This is a genomic window from Oceaniglobus ichthyenteri, from assembly GCF_003057885.1.
Classification (GTDB): domain Bacteria; phylum Pseudomonadota; class Alphaproteobacteria; order Rhodobacterales; family Rhodobacteraceae; genus Oceaniglobus; species Oceaniglobus ichthyenteri.
The window spans coordinates 77,883-92,898 of record NZ_QAGK01000013.1 but is presented as its reverse complement, the minus strand read 5'-3'; the positions used below and the strand labels follow the sequence as shown (position 1 = coordinate 92,898).

11 protein-coding genes are annotated in these 15,016 nt (G+C 61.3%); 1 reads left to right on the top strand and 10 read right to left on the bottom strand.

Features of this window, described 5'->3' with window-relative positions; genetic code table 11:
- Positions 1 to 171: 171 nt before the first annotated feature.
- From C8265_RS16645 to C8265_RS16600, 10 genes are all read right to left on the bottom strand, one after another.
- Positions 172 to 1,455 carry a TRAP transporter large permease gene (locus tag C8265_RS16645; RefSeq protein WP_108485155.1) on the bottom strand — a complete coding sequence of 428 codons (1,284 nt, stop codon included), beginning with the start codon at positions 1,453 to 1,455 and terminating at the stop codon, positions 172 to 174.
- 3 nt (positions 1,456 to 1,458) lie between these two features.
- The gene (locus C8265_RS16640) at positions 1,459 to 2,022 is read right to left on the bottom strand and encodes a TRAP transporter small permease (RefSeq protein ID WP_108485154.1); all 564 of its coding nucleotides are present in this window, start codon (positions 2,020 to 2,022) and stop codon (positions 1,459 to 1,461) included.
- Entirely contained in the window at positions 2,019 to 3,014 is a 996-nt protein-coding gene (locus C8265_RS16635; protein WP_108485165.1) for a TRAP transporter substrate-binding protein, read from the bottom strand. Before C8265_RS16635 ends, C8265_RS16640 begins: the two co-directional genes overlap by 4 nt.
- A gap of 31 nt (positions 3,015 to 3,045) precedes the next feature.
- Complete coding sequence (locus tag C8265_RS16630; RefSeq protein ID WP_108485153.1) at positions 3,046 to 3,855, bottom strand: creatininase family protein; 810 nt, start codon at positions 3,853 to 3,855, stop codon at positions 3,046 to 3,048.
- A gap of 97 nt (positions 3,856 to 3,952) precedes the next feature.
- Positions 3,953 to 4,966 (bottom strand): ABC transporter ATP-binding protein, encoded by a 1,014-nt coding sequence (locus C8265_RS16625; protein ID WP_240611122.1) that lies wholly within the window; start codon positions 4,964 to 4,966, stop codon positions 3,953 to 3,955.
- The gene (locus C8265_RS16620; protein ID WP_108485151.1) at positions 4,963 to 6,834 is read right to left on the bottom strand and encodes a dipeptide/oligopeptide/nickel ABC transporter permease/ATP-binding protein; all 1,872 of its coding nucleotides are present in this window, start codon (positions 6,832 to 6,834) and stop codon (positions 4,963 to 4,965) included. The genes C8265_RS16625 and C8265_RS16620 overlap by 4 nt, the downstream gene beginning before the upstream one ends.
- Positions 6,831 to 7,790, bottom strand: a complete 960-nt coding sequence (locus tag C8265_RS16615; RefSeq protein ID WP_108485150.1) for an ABC transporter permease — start codon at positions 7,788 to 7,790, stop codon at positions 6,831 to 6,833. The genes C8265_RS16620 and C8265_RS16615 overlap by 4 nt, the downstream gene beginning before the upstream one ends.
- Positions 7,791 to 7,799: 9 nt before the next feature.
- Positions 7,800 to 9,332 carry an ABC transporter substrate-binding protein gene (locus C8265_RS16610; RefSeq protein ID WP_108485149.1) on the bottom strand — a complete coding sequence of 511 codons (1,533 nt, stop codon included), beginning with the start codon at positions 9,330 to 9,332 and terminating at the stop codon, positions 7,800 to 7,802.
- 59 nt (positions 9,333 to 9,391) lie between these two features.
- On the bottom strand, positions 9,392 to 10,984 hold the full coding sequence (locus C8265_RS16605; RefSeq protein WP_108485148.1) for a hydantoinase B/oxoprolinase family protein: 1,593 nt from the start codon (positions 10,982 to 10,984) through the stop codon (positions 9,392 to 9,394).
- Complete coding sequence (locus C8265_RS16600) at positions 10,981 to 13,071, bottom strand: hydantoinase/oxoprolinase family protein (RefSeq protein ID WP_108485147.1); 2,091 nt, start codon at positions 13,069 to 13,071, stop codon at positions 10,981 to 10,983. Before C8265_RS16600 ends, C8265_RS16605 begins: the two co-directional genes overlap by 4 nt.
- 253 nt (positions 13,072 to 13,324) lie before the next feature.
- Between C8265_RS16600 and ggt the strand changes: the two genes are divergently transcribed.
- Positions 13,325 to 15,016, top strand: coding sequence for a gamma-glutamyltransferase (gene ggt / locus C8265_RS16595; RefSeq protein ID WP_108485164.1), 1,692 nt, complete (start codon positions 13,325 to 13,327; stop codon positions 15,014 to 15,016).

The following is a 15,016-nucleotide window of genomic DNA, read 5'->3' as shown; positions in this document are numbered from 1 at the left end:
TCCCGTCACCACCTTGCCGCGCAGCACCGGCTGAATCGCCGGGGCGGCAAAGCCGAAGTGATAGAAATGGCCGATGGTCGCGGTTTCCAGCTTTGCCAGACGGTCAAGCTTTGACTGCTCGATCTTTTCGGGCATCGGATTGGTTTTATAGATCAGGTTTGACATATCGGTTCATTGCTTTCCAAGGACAAGATCAGGAAGAAAGGTGGAGACCGCCGGCACATAGGTCAGCAGGATCAGCACCGCGATCAGCGGCACCAGCATCGGCAGCACCGCCAGGGTGACTTTTTCAAACGGCACCCGCCCCACTTCGGAGACGATATAAAGACCGATCCCCATCGGCGGCGTGGCAATGCCGATCAACAGGCCAAGCTGAATGATGATGCCAAAATGCACCCGGTCGATGCCATAGGCATCAATCAGCGGCAAAAGCGTGGGCACCAGGATCAGTTTGGCAGGCACGCCTTCGACAACGCAGCCCACCAGAATGATGAACACCAGCAACAGACCCAGAAACACATTGCGGTTTTCGGTCAGCGCGAATGTCCAGGCGGCCAGTTTTTGTGGCGTCTGGTCAATTGCCAACAGCCAACCCATGGCGATGGAAAACGCGATGATGATCATGATCACCGATGTCACCATGGCCGTGTCCGACAGCGCCAGCATGAAACCTTTCCAGGTCAGTTCCTTGTACCACAGCCCCAAAAGGATACAGTAAAGACAGGCCAGAACCCCCGCTTCGGTCGCGGTGACAAAGCCGAACATGATTGACCCAAGGATGATCGCCGGGGCCATCAGCGCCGCGAAACCGTGTTGCGCGGTGTGTGTCACCTCTTTTACCGTGGCGCGTTTCTGGGTTGGAAAATCCTGAAACCCGGCGATGACGCGCACATAGATCATCAGCGATGCGCCCACCAACAGGCCCGGAAGAAGCCCGGCCAGAAACATCCGCTCGATGCTTTGCTGGGCCAGAAAGGCATAGATCACCAGCCCGATCGAGGGCGGAATAAGCGGCCCGATCACCGATGAGGCCACCGTGATCGCGGCGGCAAAGGCGGGTTTATACCCCGCCTCGCGCATCGCCTTGATTTCAATCGCGCCAAGGCCCGCACAATCGGCCACGGCCGCGCCGGAAATACCGGCAAAAATCATCGACGACAGCACGTTCACCTGCGCCAGACCGGCCTTGAGATGGCCAACCAACGCATTGGCAAAGGCAAAAATCCGTTCGGTCACGCCGGTGGCGTTCATCAGATTGCCCGCCATGATGAAAAACGGCACCGCGGTCAGGGACGCCTTGTTCACCCCCTCCAACATCTGCTGGGGAATGATCTGCAACGCGTTGGAAAAATCAGAACTCAGAAAGGTCAGAACCACCGCCGTGCCGATGGCGATTGAAATCGGCACGCGCGCCAGGATCAGCACAATGAATGTGCCAAACAGAATCCATGCCATGACTCAGGCCTCCGGAAGGTGATTGACGACGTTTTCGGGCATCCCGGCGGCCATCTTGGCCAGATCCAGAAGCGCGCTCAGCGCAATCAGAACCGAGGATATCATCAGCGGAATCGACAGCGCCAGGCGCGGCAGTTCGTACCCCGCAGGCAGGATCGCCCCGTCATAAACGCCGCGCGATGTTTCGATGACCGTGGGAATCTGCCAGATCAGAACACCGGTCACCAACAGCGTTGCCGCGTCGGTCAGAATGCGGGTCATGGCAAACCCTTTCGGGCCCAGCATATTGGCCAGAAAATCAACGCGCACGTCTTTCAGCCGAGCATAAAGCGCGAAAAACCCGAAGAACGACAGCCAGATGAAAAACACCATCGTCCAGGGCCACATCCAGTAGAACGAAATATCAAACGGACGCAGCACAATCGTGGCCGTGGTCAGGCCCAGCATGATCAACAGACAGATGTTGGACAGCCACATGAACACGCCACCCAACGACCAGTTGATCCGGTCGGCCAGATTGAGAGCGCGCGTCAGCGCGCTCTCGGGGATATAATCATGCGGGATCAATTTGGTGCTCGTGCCGCTTCGATGGCGTCAAGGAACCCTGCAGGCAGATCGCCAGAGGCGGTCATGTCGGCATAAAAACCGCGCATCTTTTCCACCATCGGGGCCGTGTCCAGAACGGTATAGGTCGCGCCTGCGGCCTTCATCCGTTCGATCCCCTGTTCGGCCACGTCAAACATCAGGGTCTGACTGAAATCGCCCGCTTCGTTATAGGCCTTCATCAGGCCCGCGCGGGTGTCTTCATCCAGACCGGCCAGCGCCTTTTCGTTGACCATGAAACCGACGGACTGCCAGTATTCGTCATGGCGCGTGATATAGGGTGCCACCTCGTTAAAGCGCATGGATTCAACCAGGGCGATGGGCGAATTTACCGCCTCGACGATGCCTTTGGAAATGCCCTGATACACTTCGGTCCAGGGCAGGGTGATGACCTCGGCGCCCAGGTGATCCCAGGTTTCGATGGCCACTTTGTTTTCATGCATCCGCAGTTTGATGTTTTCGACATCGGCGGCGCTTTCGATGGGTTTGTTCGATACCATCACCCGGAACGGGCCGCGCAAGATGCGGGTCGGATCGCCCAGGGGGCGCACGCCCGCCTGTTCCGCCGCGCTGTCAAACCAGCCTTGGGCGGTTTCCGATGTCATGAACCGCTGCCAATGGTCGTAATCATCAAACGCAAAGGCGGCCGACATCCACGCCAGCGCCGGTTCCCACTTTTTCATATAGCCGAAACCTTCGGCGTAAATCTGGATGATATTCGCCTGAAGCTGTTCCAGAACCGCGTCTTCCTTGCCCAACTGTTCGTTGGGGAACACGGTGATCGTCAGTTCGCCGTTGGTGTATTCATCGGTCAGTTCGGCGAATTTGGTGAACACCTGGCCTTCGGGGCTGTCCACGGGCATTTTTGTGGCCATGCGCCACGATTCGGCCTGCGCCGCAGCGGTCAGGCCAAAAACCATGGCGGTGGCCAGGCTGAGTTTGGTTAGTGTTTTCATGTTATCTCTCCCCAGTTGTGTGAATGTGCCGTCAGTCGTGCAAACCGCGCGCCACATGGTCGGTGATGAACCCGGCGCCGATTTCGGCCAGACGGGTAACCAGCATTTCGCCGGTCTGCTCACTGCTCAGGGTCGGGTCACAGTTGAACGCGCCGGTTTCGGTCGCCTCCAATGCTTCGATCGGGGCCTGAAAGTTTACGCCGTCATAGCGCAGGGTTGAAAAGCTGGATACATTCAACCCGTTTACCGTGGCCCCGGTGGGGGCCGGGCGCACCAGATCGCGGCGCAACAGGTCGGGGTAAAAATGCAGCCCCACCGACGTCAGCGGATCACCGCCATGGCCCGACGATTTCGCCGCCTTTTCCTTGCCGATCATGTCAGGCAACAGACCATAGGCCACCTGCCACAGATACATCGACGGCACGAACAGCCCCGCCTTGTGCCGCCAGCGCAGCGCCACCTCGGTGATCACCGGCACGTTGCCGCCATGGCCATTGACGATCATGATCTTGCGAATGCCGTGGCGGTTGAGACAGGCAAACATATCGTCAATGATCGCGGCCAATGTGCCATGGCTGACCGAAATGCCCCCATGGCTGGAATCGAAATAATCGCGCCCGCCAAACGGGATCACCGGGGCCACGAATGTGGCCACGCCTTTGGCGCGCGCCGCTTTGGCCATTTCCACCGCCACCAGATCGGCGGCCATGTAATCGCCCATGGGTGCGTGAATCCCCTGATCCTCAAGCGATCCCATGGGCAGCAATACAACGGCCTCGCCGGTCAGGTTTTCGCGGGCTTCTTGAGAGGTCAGTTCGGCCATGCGGATCTTGTCGATCATCGGGCGCTCCTGTGGTTTTAGGTTCCAATTTGCGGCCATCAAAGGCCGGAGGGATCAAAACGTCCAATTCAAACGTCTTGTCGTGCGATAGAAATATTTATGCAGGCTCGGGTATGGCGGGTTTGACCGGCCCGGCCTTGATACAGGCGGCGCGCCATCCCGGGCCTTGGGGATCAAGCGGTGGCACGGCCTGTGCACAGGCCGGTTCGGCCAGCGGGCAACGGGTGCGAAACGCACAGCCCGAGGGCGGATTCATCGGGCTGGGCAATTCGCCGGGCAACACCCGGTCGCCCAAATCACGCCCCGTGGGTTTCATCGACGGGGTCGATTCCAGCAGGGCGCGGGTATAGGGGTGTGCGGGGCTGCCAAATACCTTGTCGGCGGGGCCTTCTTCGACGATGCGGCCCAGATACATCACCACGATCCGGTTGCACAGGTGGCGCACCACATGCAGATCGTGACTGATAAACAGCATCGCCAGATTGAGATCGCGGCGCAAATCCATCAGCAGGTTCACCACCTGCGCCTGAATCGACACATCCAGCGCCGACACCGGTTCATCCGCGACAATGAAATCAGGCCGGGTGGCCAGGGCGCGGGCAATCGCGATGCGTTGGCGTTGCCCGCCCGAAAATTCATGGGGGCGGCGGTTGATCGCATCATGGGACAGGCCCACCTGTTGGGCCAGACGCGCCACCTCGGTCGGTATTTCATTGGCTGGCACGATATCATGGGTGCGCAGCCCATCGGCAATCTGTGCGCCGACACTGCGCCGGGGGTCCAGTGATCCGAACGGATCCTGAAACACCATCTGCATCCGGCGCGCCAGTTTGCGCCGCTCTGGCCCGCTGAGTGCGAACAGATCGCGCCCGTCAAAATCAACCGTGCCGGTGGTGGGTTCATCCAGCCCCAGCATGATCCGCCCAAGGGTGGATTTGCCACAGCCCGATTCCCCGACAACGCCCACGGTTTCGCCCCGGGCAATGGTCAGATTCACATCGCGCAGGGCCCAGACATCGCGCGCCTGCCCCAAAAGCCCGCGCCGTTGCGGGAAATTGCGTGCCAATCCGCGCCCCTCGATCAGGGTCTGTTCCGGTTCGGTTTGCATCATGTCACCTCTTTCCAGCGGATACAGCGGGTGCGCCGGCCGGGCGCGGGGCGTTCGATATCGGGAATGTCGCGGCGGCACGCGTCAATCGCATGGGCACAGCGCGGCGCAAACCGGCAGCCTTTGGGCATTTCGGCAGGCACCGGCACGGTGCCGGGAATCGCCACCAACCTTTCGGCCCCGCCTTCGGGCACCGATGCAATCAGTGCGGCGGTATAGGGGTGGCGCGGGCGCGCGAACACTTCTGCCACGGGGCCTTCCTCAACCACCTGACCGGCATACATCACCGTCACCTGATCGGCGATTTCGGCAACCACCGCCAGATCATGGGTGACAAAGATCAGCCCCATATCGGCGGTCGCCTCTTTCAGGGTTTGAAACAGCTTCAGGATTTGCGCCTGAATTGTCGGGTCCAGCGCGGTGGTGGGTTCATCCGCGATCAACAGGCGCGGATCATTGGCCACGGCCACGGCGATCATCGCGCGCTGGCGTTGCCCGCCCGACAATTCGTGCGGGTACGCGCGCACCCGTTGTTCGGGATCGGGCATACCAACCTGGCGCAACAGCGCGACAACCCGTTCGGCCACGGCCCCGTCATCCATATCATTATGGGCCTTGATCACCTCGCCCAATTGTTCGCCCAGACGCAGCACCGGGTTTAACGCTGCACTGGCATCCTGAAACACCATCGACAGTTCACCGCCCCGCAGGGCGCGCAACGCCGCCTCGTCCAGACGGGTCAGATCAACGGTTTCGTCGGCGCGGGTGCGCAGCAGGGCGCGCCCCCCGCTGACCGACAGAACATCGGGCAACAGCCCGGTCAGCGCCAGCGCGCTGAGGGTTTTGCCAGACCCGCTTTCGCCCACAATGGCGCGGGTTTCGCCGGGCATCACGGTGAACGACACATTGCGCACCAGTTCGATATCTTTCGATCCCTTCGCCAGTGAAATCGACATATCCTCAACCTGCAACAGCGCGTCGGACTTGGCGATTTTCGGCGCGGGCGCGGCAGATTTCGGTGGCCCGTCATGGCCCCGGCGCAACCACAAGGCACCGCTGCCGGTAATGCCGCGCGGGTCCAGCGCGATCTGCAGCCGGTCACACAACAGATTGAACGTCAGGATCGTACCGGCCAACGCCAGAGAGGGCCACAAAAGCAACAGCCATTGTTGCTCCATCGCGCCGCGCGCCGCGCGGATCATCAACCCCCACGACGGGGTGGGCGGCACAACGCCAAGGCCCAGAAACGACAGCCCGCTTTCAATCACCATGGCCGAGGCCACAACCAATGACATCTGCACCAACAACGGCGGCAGGATGTTGGGCAACACCGTACGCACCAGAATTTGCATCGGATGGGTGCCCATGGCGGTTTGCGCCGTGACATAATCCAAGGATCGCACCTGCAACGTGGCGGCATAAACCACCCGCGCATAGTTCGGCGTATATAACAACGTCAGCGCCAGGATCAGCGGCCAAGTGCCCGCGCCCAGAATCGTCACCACCAACAGCGCCAAAAGAAGCGGTGGCAGGCACAAGATCACTTCGGACGCGCGCACGGTGATGATTTCAACCAACCCGCGAAAAAACCCGCCCAAAAGGCCCAAAGTGGTGCCAATCACCGCCGCCGCGAGGGCCGAGCCGATGGCGATAAACAGCGATGCGCGCCCACCCCAGATCAGCCGCGACATCACATCGCGGCCAAATTCATCCTGGCCCAGCCAGTGTTCCGCCGAGGGGGGCGAAAACCGCCCCGGAACATCCATCGCCCGCACATCGGCCAGGGGCAGGAACGGCGCCAACAACACCAGCACGGCGATAAAGGTGGCGATGCTGGCGGGCAGGATCAGCCTGCGCTGTGCCCCGGTCATCCGCGCACCAGACTGATGCGGGGGTCAAGGGCGGCATTGATCACATCGACCAACAGGTTCAGAAATACGAAAAGAATGGATATGGTCATCACAATGCCCACCACTTCGGGGTAATCGCGTGAATCCACCGCGTTTACCAGATATCCCGACAGGCCGGGCCAATTGAATACAAATTCGACCAACACCGTGCCGCCAATCAATGTGCCCATTTCCAGCCCCAGAATCGTCAGCACCGGAATAAGCGCATTGCGCACCACATGGCGTTTCAAAATCCGCCGCCGCGGCAGGCCCTTGGCCCGCGCGGTGCGAATGTAATCGCGCGCCAACACTTCCAACACCGAGGCGCGGCTCATCCGTGTGATCACCGCCAGAAGCGCCAGGGCAACCGTGCCCGCAGGCAATAACAACAGTTGGATATGGCCGAACGGATCTTCGGAAAATGGCACATAGCCCCCCGCAGGCAGGATTTTCAGCTTTTGCGCGAAAATCAGGATCACAACCGAGCCTACGACGAAAACCGGGGTGGACAAGGCCGCCGAGGCGAGAAACGAAATCACGCTATCGGTGCGGCTGCCTGCGTGAATCGCCGCATAGCTGCCCAGGGGAATGCCGATGCCGGTGGCGATGATCGACGCGGTGATGATCACCTCAAGCGTGCGGGGCAGACGTTGGGCAATCTGGCCAACCACGGGCGCGCCGTCGCGAAACGACACGCCCAGATCGCCGGTTAAAACACCGCCCAGATGATCCAGATATTGTTGCCATATCGGCGCATTCAGCCCCATTTGTTCGCGCAGCGCGGCCACCGCCGCCGGATCGGCCGCGATTGAACCCTGACTGAGCAACAGCTCAGCCGGATCGCCCGGAATGAGATGAAGCAACAGGAACACCGCCGTCACGACCACCCAAACAAGGAAGATCGCAACGACACTTCGATAGGCAATATATCTGAGCATCTGTTCAGTTTAACCGATCATGGTTTCTTCCAGCGTGATGCCGGAATAGAAGGTCAATTGGCCGGGCAGGTTGGAAAAGCCCGATACGGAATTTTTCATCGCATACCCCTGACTGCGCCAGGCCAGACCGACAATGGGCGCGGTTTCAATCGCAATCCGCTCCATTTCCTTATAGATCTTCTTGCGCTCTTCGGTGTCGAACGATGCCCGTCCTTCGGCCAGGGCCGCGGTGATTTCGGGGGTTTCCAAACCGTGACTGCGCACGAAACTGGGCGGTTGCGATCCATCCAGCATGTTGGTCAGGCCATCGGGGTCGTTGTTGGCGGCGGTGGTGCCGAACACGGCCAGATCATAATTGCCTTCGTTGCCCTTTTGCACCCGCGTTGACCATTCGGGCAGATCAAGCTGCGCATTGATACCGATCATCGAAAGATAGGCCTGGCACACTTCGGCGGTGGATTGGTGCATGCCGTATTGCGCGGTTGACAGCATGGTACAGGAAAATCCATCGGGATAGCCCGCCTCGGTCAGCAATGCCTTGGCTTTTTCGGGGTCGTAATTCCAGGCATTGGCGAATTCCGGGTTGAAGAATTCGGATTTGTCGGCAATCGGCAGATGCTCCAACACGCCGCCACGGTCGAAAAACGCCGCCGCAACGATATCTTCGCGCTTGATCGCATGGGCGACGGCGCGGCGCACCAACGGGTTGTCAAACGGCGCGCGGGTGGCGTTAAACGTCAGATACATGAACGGGCCATCGACCGCGTTCAAGCTTAGGTCGGGGTTTTCATCGACCTTGGCCATGGATTGCCACGGCACATATTCGATCAGATCAACATCGCCCGCTTCCAATGCGGCGACGCGCAGGTTTTCATCGGAATACACAATTGCCTCGACCGTGGCCAATTTCGGCAGGCCCTCTTTGTAATAATCGGGATTGGCATTCAGGGTCAGCGATACGCCGCGATCCCGCTCGCCCATCTTGAACGGGCCGGCACCGATCATGGTATCGCGCGGCTCGCCCTTTTTGATCATCGGCATGTTGTAATGGGCAAACCAGCCCGGCACCACGGCCAGAGGCTCTTGGGTGATCATCCGCACGGTTTTATCATCGGGGGTTTCCACGGCGATGATTTGTGCCAGTTGCGCCTGCAAAAACGCCGCTGAATCGGGTTTTTGTGCTTCGGTCACGTTCCAGGCGATGTCTTCGGCGGTGACGGGCGATCCGTCGTGCCATTTGGCATCGCGCAGTTTGAATGTCCAAACGCCGTTGTCGTCCACCTCCCAGCTTTCGGCCAGTTCACCGCGGATCATGCCTTCGGGATCATAGCTGAGCAAACCGCGATGCATCAGCAGCTTGATCGTGCCCGCCGCCGTGCCGCCCGAGGCCCAGCCATCAAAGCTGGGCGGATAGGTGGACAGCGCAAAGCGCAGCGTGCCGCCCTCTTGGGCGTGCAGGCCCGCCGGGCCGATAAAGGCCAGACCCCCGGCCATGGCGCCTGTTGCGGCCAGAAATCCGCGGCGATTCAGAGTGTTGGTCATATGTAATGCTCCCTGTTGATGTGAGATCTTCGAACGATCCCTTGCGATTGTTGTGTGCGTTATTCTGCGGCCACCTTGACGGCGACGCTTTGCGCCTGATCGACGGGGCGGCCAAATCCGCCCCCCCCCGGCGTGATCACCTCAAGCCATTCACCGGCGCGCAAGGTGCCGCTGCCGCGATCAAACGGTGCGGTTTCGGGGCTGGTGACAAAACCGCCGTGCCCGCCAGACCCGCCGCCATCCAACCCCCAGGACCGCGATTCGGTGCGCGAAATATCCACCCGCACCATGCAATCTTCGGTGGCGCGATACACCCGGCGCAGACCCATGCCGCCCCGGTGCCGCCCCTCGCCCGCCGATCCGTCAACCAGTTCATAGCGTTCCAGGATCAGCGGATATTCCAGCTCCAACGCCTCGACCGGCAGGTTCGATGTGTTGGTCACATGCACATGAATGCCATCCAGCCCGTCAGCATCAGCGCGCGCCCCGCCCCCCCCGCCGATGGTTTCAAGGTACACCCAATACTGGCCCTTTTGCGGCCCCGATTGGCGCACACCGGAAAACACCGAAACCGTACAGGTTGAATTGGTACAGGCCGAAGCACGGGACGGCGCCGCCTGCGCCAATGCGCCCAGGATCAAATCGGCCACCCGCTGACAGGTTTGCACCCGCCCGTTCACCGCCGCCGGGTGGCTGCAATTCACGACCGACCCTTCGGGGGCGTTTACCGTGATTGCCCGCGCCAGGCCCGCATTGGGCAACACCGTGGGGTCAACCACCGATTTCACGATGTAATAGACGGTGGCAAGAAGCGCCGTGCGCGTCATGTTGATGCCCGACCGCACCTGTGGCGGGGCCTCGAAATCCAACGTGATGTCTTCGCCCGCGATGGTGATGGTCACGGCCAACGGCAGCGGTTCGTCGATATCCAGACTGTCAAACACGTCTTCAAACCGCCATGTGCCATCGGGCAGACCGGCCAGCCCGGCGCGCATTTTGCGTTCGGCATAATCCAGCAATGCCTGCCCCGAGGCCAGCACCGTTTCCACACCATAACGCGCGCATAATTCGGTAAAGCGGCGCACGCCGACCCGGTTGGCCGCCATTTGCGCACGCAGATCCGACAGACGTTCGCGCGGCACCTGACAATTCAGCAGGATCAGATCCTGCATGTCTTTTTGCAACTCACCCCCGCGGTACAGACGGATTGGCGGAATCCGCAGCCCCTCTTGATAGATATGGGCATGGCCGCGATCCACGAAATCGGAATGATGCGCCAGATTCACCGTCCAGGCGACCAATTCATCGTCAACGAAAATCGGCTGTGCCAGCACGATATCTGGCAAATGGGTGCCGCCGCCGCGGTAGGCATCATTGCCGACAAACACATCGCCCGGCGCCATATCGGCCGGATCGTGGGCGGCCAGGATCATCGGGATGAAATCCAGAAAGCTGCCCAGATGAATCGGGATATGTTCGGCCTGACACAGGGTGCGCCCCTCGCGGTCAAACAGGGCGGTGGAACAATCGCGCCGCTCCTTGATGTTGGTGGAATAGGACGCGCGCACCAATGCCTCGCCGGTTTCCTCAACGATTGAGGACAGCGCCGCGCCGATCACTTCGACGGTGATGGGATCAAGAGTCAGGCTCATGGCGCAAGCTCCAATATCAGATTGTCCAATGTATCGACACGGGCGCGCACGCCCGGCGGGATCAGCGTGGTCGTATCCATCTGATCAACGATGGCCGGGCCTGCAAACTCCATGCCGGGGCGCAATTTGTCGCGCGCATACAGGGCGGTGTCGCTGAAGGCGCGGGTTTCAGGATACCACACCTTGCGGGTGCCTGTCACCGCACCGCTGGCATCGGGATCGCCCAAGGGTTGTTCGGGCAGATCGGCCTTGTGCACAAGGCCCGCCGCCTCAACCCGGAAGGTGACACAGTTGATTTGTTCGCCCGGCACGGCAAAGCCATACATCCGGGTGTGCGCCTGCGCGAATGCGTCTTTCAACGTTTCAATGGCGGCGGCGTCCAGCACCCCATCGGGCACCGCAATCGGCAATTCGTGGTTCTGCCCCTCGTATCGCATATCAAGACGGCGGGTCAGGCGGCGCGCCTCGGGGGCGATCTGTTCATCTTCGAACCAGGCCTGGCCCTGTTGTTCCACATCGGCCAGGGCGGCGTTGATCGCGGACAGTGATCCCTCTTCCAGAGGCATCAGGCGGGTGGTGGAAAAATCCGCCCGCAGATCGGTAAGCAACAGGCCCATGGCGCATAAAATGCCCGGACTGCGCGGAATAATCACCTGCGCCATGCCCAGTTCCTGTGCCAACCGCACCGCATGCAGCGGCCCCGCCCCACCAAACGCCATCAGCGCATAGGCGCGCGGATCATGGCCGCGCTGCACCGAAATCACCCGGATCGCCTTGGCCATATTGGCCGACACCACCGAAAGGATGCCCTGTGCCGTATCCTCAAGCTGCATTCCCAACTGATCGGCCATCTTGCCAATCGCCTCAACCGCGAGATCGCGGCGCACCTTCATCCGACCATCCAGCAAATGGGTGGGGTTGAGGATTTGCAAAACGATATTGGCATCGGTCACGGTGGGCCGCGTGCCGCCCAGCCCGTAACACACCGGCCCCGGATCGGCACCGCCGCTTTCCGGCCCCACCTTCAGCAATCCGCCCGAATCGATGCTGGCGATTGATCCGCCCCCGGCCCCGACCGTGTGAATATCCAGCATCGGCGCCTTGATCGGATAGCCATGCACCGTGCTTTCGTTGGTCTGGGCCACATCGCCCCCCGCCATCAACGCCACATCCGATGATGTGCCGCCCATGTCAAAGGTGATGATGTCGTCAAACCCGGCCTTGGTGCCGATCGCCCGTGCCGCGACAACCCCGGTCGATGGCCCCGACAAAACCGCGCGCACCGGGGTAAGCGAGGCCACATCAAAACGCACAACGCCGCCGTTGGATTGGGTCAGATGCGGCGGCACCGTCAGGCCCATATCGGTAAACCGGGGCGAGAGGCGCGAAATATAGCGGTGCATGATCGGCCCGAGATAGGCATTGACCGTGGTGGTCGACAAACGCTCGAACTCGCGGAACTCGGGGGCGATTTCGTGACTGGCGCACAGGAACGCGTCGGGCAATTCTTCGGCCAGAATCGCCTTGGCCGCCTGTTCATGGGCCGGGTTGATGAACGCATAGAGAAAACAGATCGCCACCGCCTCGACGCCCTGTTCGCGTAACGCGCGAGCGGCGGCGCGCACGGCGTCGCCGTCCAGGGTTTCCGAGACTTCGCCGGTGTGCAACATCCGCTCTGCCACCTCAAACCGCAGATCGCGCGGGATCAGCGTGGGCGGTTTGGCGGCAAAGATATCATACAGGTCGGGGCGTTTCTGACGGCCGATTTCCAACAGGTCGCGAAACCCCTTGGTGGTAATCAAACCCACACGCGCGCCCGCCCCGGTGATCAGGGCATTGGTGGCCACCGTCGTGCCATGGCCCAGATAGGCAACAGCGGCGGCGCGATCTGTCGCCGCCACGGCGCGATTGTTCAGCGCCTCATCCACCCCTTGGGCAATGCCGCGCGACGGATCGTCCGGGGTCGATGCCACCTTCCACACCGCCACTTCGCCGCTGGCCTCGTCAAACAGGCATACATCTGTGAATGTTCCGCCGGAATCGACCCCGATGCGCCAGGTTCCGGGCGCTGTTACACCGTCTTTCATACTATGGCTCTTTCCTTGACAAACCCCGGGGGTGGCACAGGCACCGCGCCGAACTGAACATCAGAGTGCGACTTCGCGACGGACATGGCAAGTTATCCCTTGATGTGACGGGCCGGAGCATGGCCCAAGGATCATCGGGTGGGGCGGCGACGTCCAATCCAAAAGATTTGTGAGCGATAAGAATTTTCTTATTTGTCCCGACCCGCGCACATCGGGCAAGTTGCGCGCGCACCCCCGTGAAAGGATCATCGCCATGTCTCCCATTTCCTTCACCTGTGAAAAATCCCCGGCCAGCGGGCGGGGCGGTGTGGTTGTCACCAATCACCCCCTCGGGTCTGCCGCCGGATACGAGGTGCTGGCGGCGGGCGGCAATGCCATCGACGCCGCGGTCGCATCGCTGTTGGCGCTGTGCGTGGTTGAACCGATGATGGTGGGCATTGTCGGCGGTGGCATGGCCCATATCCGCCTGAAAGACGGGCGCCACATTGTCTATGACGGGATGGCACAGGCCCCCGGATCAACCCACCCGGAAATTTACGACCCCGTATCCGACACGCCGCCCAACCATATGGAAACGCGCCACCGCCGCTCGGCGCTTGGGCCATCGGCGGTGGCGGTGCCGGGCAATCTGGCGGCATGGTGCGCGATGCAGGCCGATCATGGCGCCCTGCCCTTTGGCGATGTCATTGCACCGGCCATCAAACTGGCCGAACGCGGCTTTGTGATCACGCCCTATCTGTCGGGTGCCATTTCCGAGGCGGCGGGCGATCTGGCGCGCGACCCGGTGATCGCAGATCTGCTGTTGCCCGGCGGCACCCCCCTGACGGCGGGGGATCGGTTGGTTCAGGGCGATTTTGCCGCCGCGCTGCGCCTGATCGAAACCGAAGGCGCCGCCGCATTGCACGGCGGGGCGTTGGGCGCGGCCCTGGCCGACAGTATCGCCACCGGCGGCGATGATGCCGGATGGCTGACCCAGGATGATCTGCGCGATTATCAGGTGAAACTGCGCGACGCGATCACCGGCACCTATCGCGGGTTTGATGTGGTCGGCCCGCCGCCGCCCGCGTCATCGGGCGTGCATATCGCGCAAATGCTGAACCTGTTGGAACATCACGATGTGGCGGGATTGGGCTTTGGCAGCGTTCAGGGCATGCACCTGATGGCCGAGGTGATCCGCATCGGGTTTGAAGACCGGCGCGCCGCCAGTGGTGACCCCGATTTCATCGATGTGCCGGTGGCGCGGCTGATTTCAAAGGAATACGGCACCGCATCCCAAAGCCGGTTGCGCAATGTCGCCGCACCCGCCCCGATTGCGGGCGGCGGATATGAAAGCGCCGACACCACCCATATCACCGTGGCCGATGGCATGGGCAATGTGGTGTCTGCCACCCACACGATCAACGGCATTTTCGGCGCGCGCTATATGGTGCCGGGCACCGGGATGATCCCCAACAATTACATGATGAATTTCGACCCGCATCCGGGGCGCGCCCTGTCGGTGGCGCCGGGCAAACGGGTGCCCACATCGACCGCGCCGATGATGGTGTTGAAAGACGGCGCCATGGCCTGGGCCTTGGGCCTGCCGGGGGGGTTGCGGATTTTCCCATCGGCGTTGCAGGCCATCGTCAACCTGATTGACCATGAAATGCCCTTGCAACGCGCCATCGAGGCCCCGCGCCTGTGGACCGAGGGCCACGAACTGGAAATCGAAACCGGGTTTGAACCGATCCGGGCCGATCTGGCCGATCTGGGCCACAAGGTGCGCGTCATGCCCCATGTGGGCGGCGGAATGAACGCGATTGCCTTTCATCACGACGGCACAATGGAGGGCGCGGCCTGTTGGCGCGCCGATGGCACCGTGGCCGCATTGGGCGGTGGGCGGGCCCGCCCGGGCATCAAATTCTGGCCCGGACGCGCCCCCGATGACGACCCTGTAAAGGACTGA

Excerpts from the sequence above, each read along its gene's own strand:
- C8265_RS16645 (WP_108485155.1), bottom strand. The coding sequence starts at position 1,455 with ATGGCATGGATTCTGTTTGGCACATTCATTGTGCTGATCCTGGCGCGC.
- C8265_RS16635 (WP_108485165.1), bottom strand. The coding sequence starts at position 3,014 with ATGAAAACACTAACCAAACTCAGCCTGGCCACCGCCATGGTTTTTGGC.
- C8265_RS16630 (WP_108485153.1), bottom strand. The coding sequence starts at position 3,855 with ATGATCGACAAGATCCGCATGGCCGAACTGACCTCTCAAGAAGCCCGC.
- C8265_RS16625 (WP_240611122.1), bottom strand. The coding sequence starts at position 4,966 with ATGATGCAAACCGAACCGGAACAGACCCTGATCGAGGGGCGCGGATTG.
- C8265_RS16620 (WP_108485151.1), bottom strand. The coding sequence starts at position 6,834 with ATGACCGGGGCACAGCGCAGGCTGATCCTGCCCGCCAGCATCGCCACC.
- C8265_RS16615 (WP_108485150.1), bottom strand. The coding sequence starts at position 7,790 with ATGCTCAGATATATTGCCTATCGAAGTGTCGTTGCGATCTTCCTTGTT.
- C8265_RS16610 (WP_108485149.1), bottom strand. The coding sequence starts at position 9,332 with ATGACCAACACTCTGAATCGCCGCGGATTTCTGGCCGCAACAGGCGCC.
- C8265_RS16605 (WP_108485148.1), bottom strand. The coding sequence starts at position 10,984 with ATGAGCCTGACTCTTGATCCCATCACCGTCGAAGTGATCGGCGCGGCG.
- C8265_RS16600 (WP_108485147.1), bottom strand. The coding sequence starts at position 13,071 with ATGAAAGACGGTGTAACAGCGCCCGGAACCTGGCGCATCGGGGTCGAT.
- ggt (WP_108485164.1), top strand. The coding sequence starts at position 13,325 with ATGTCTCCCATTTCCTTCACCTGTGAAAAATCCCCGGCCAGCGGGCGG.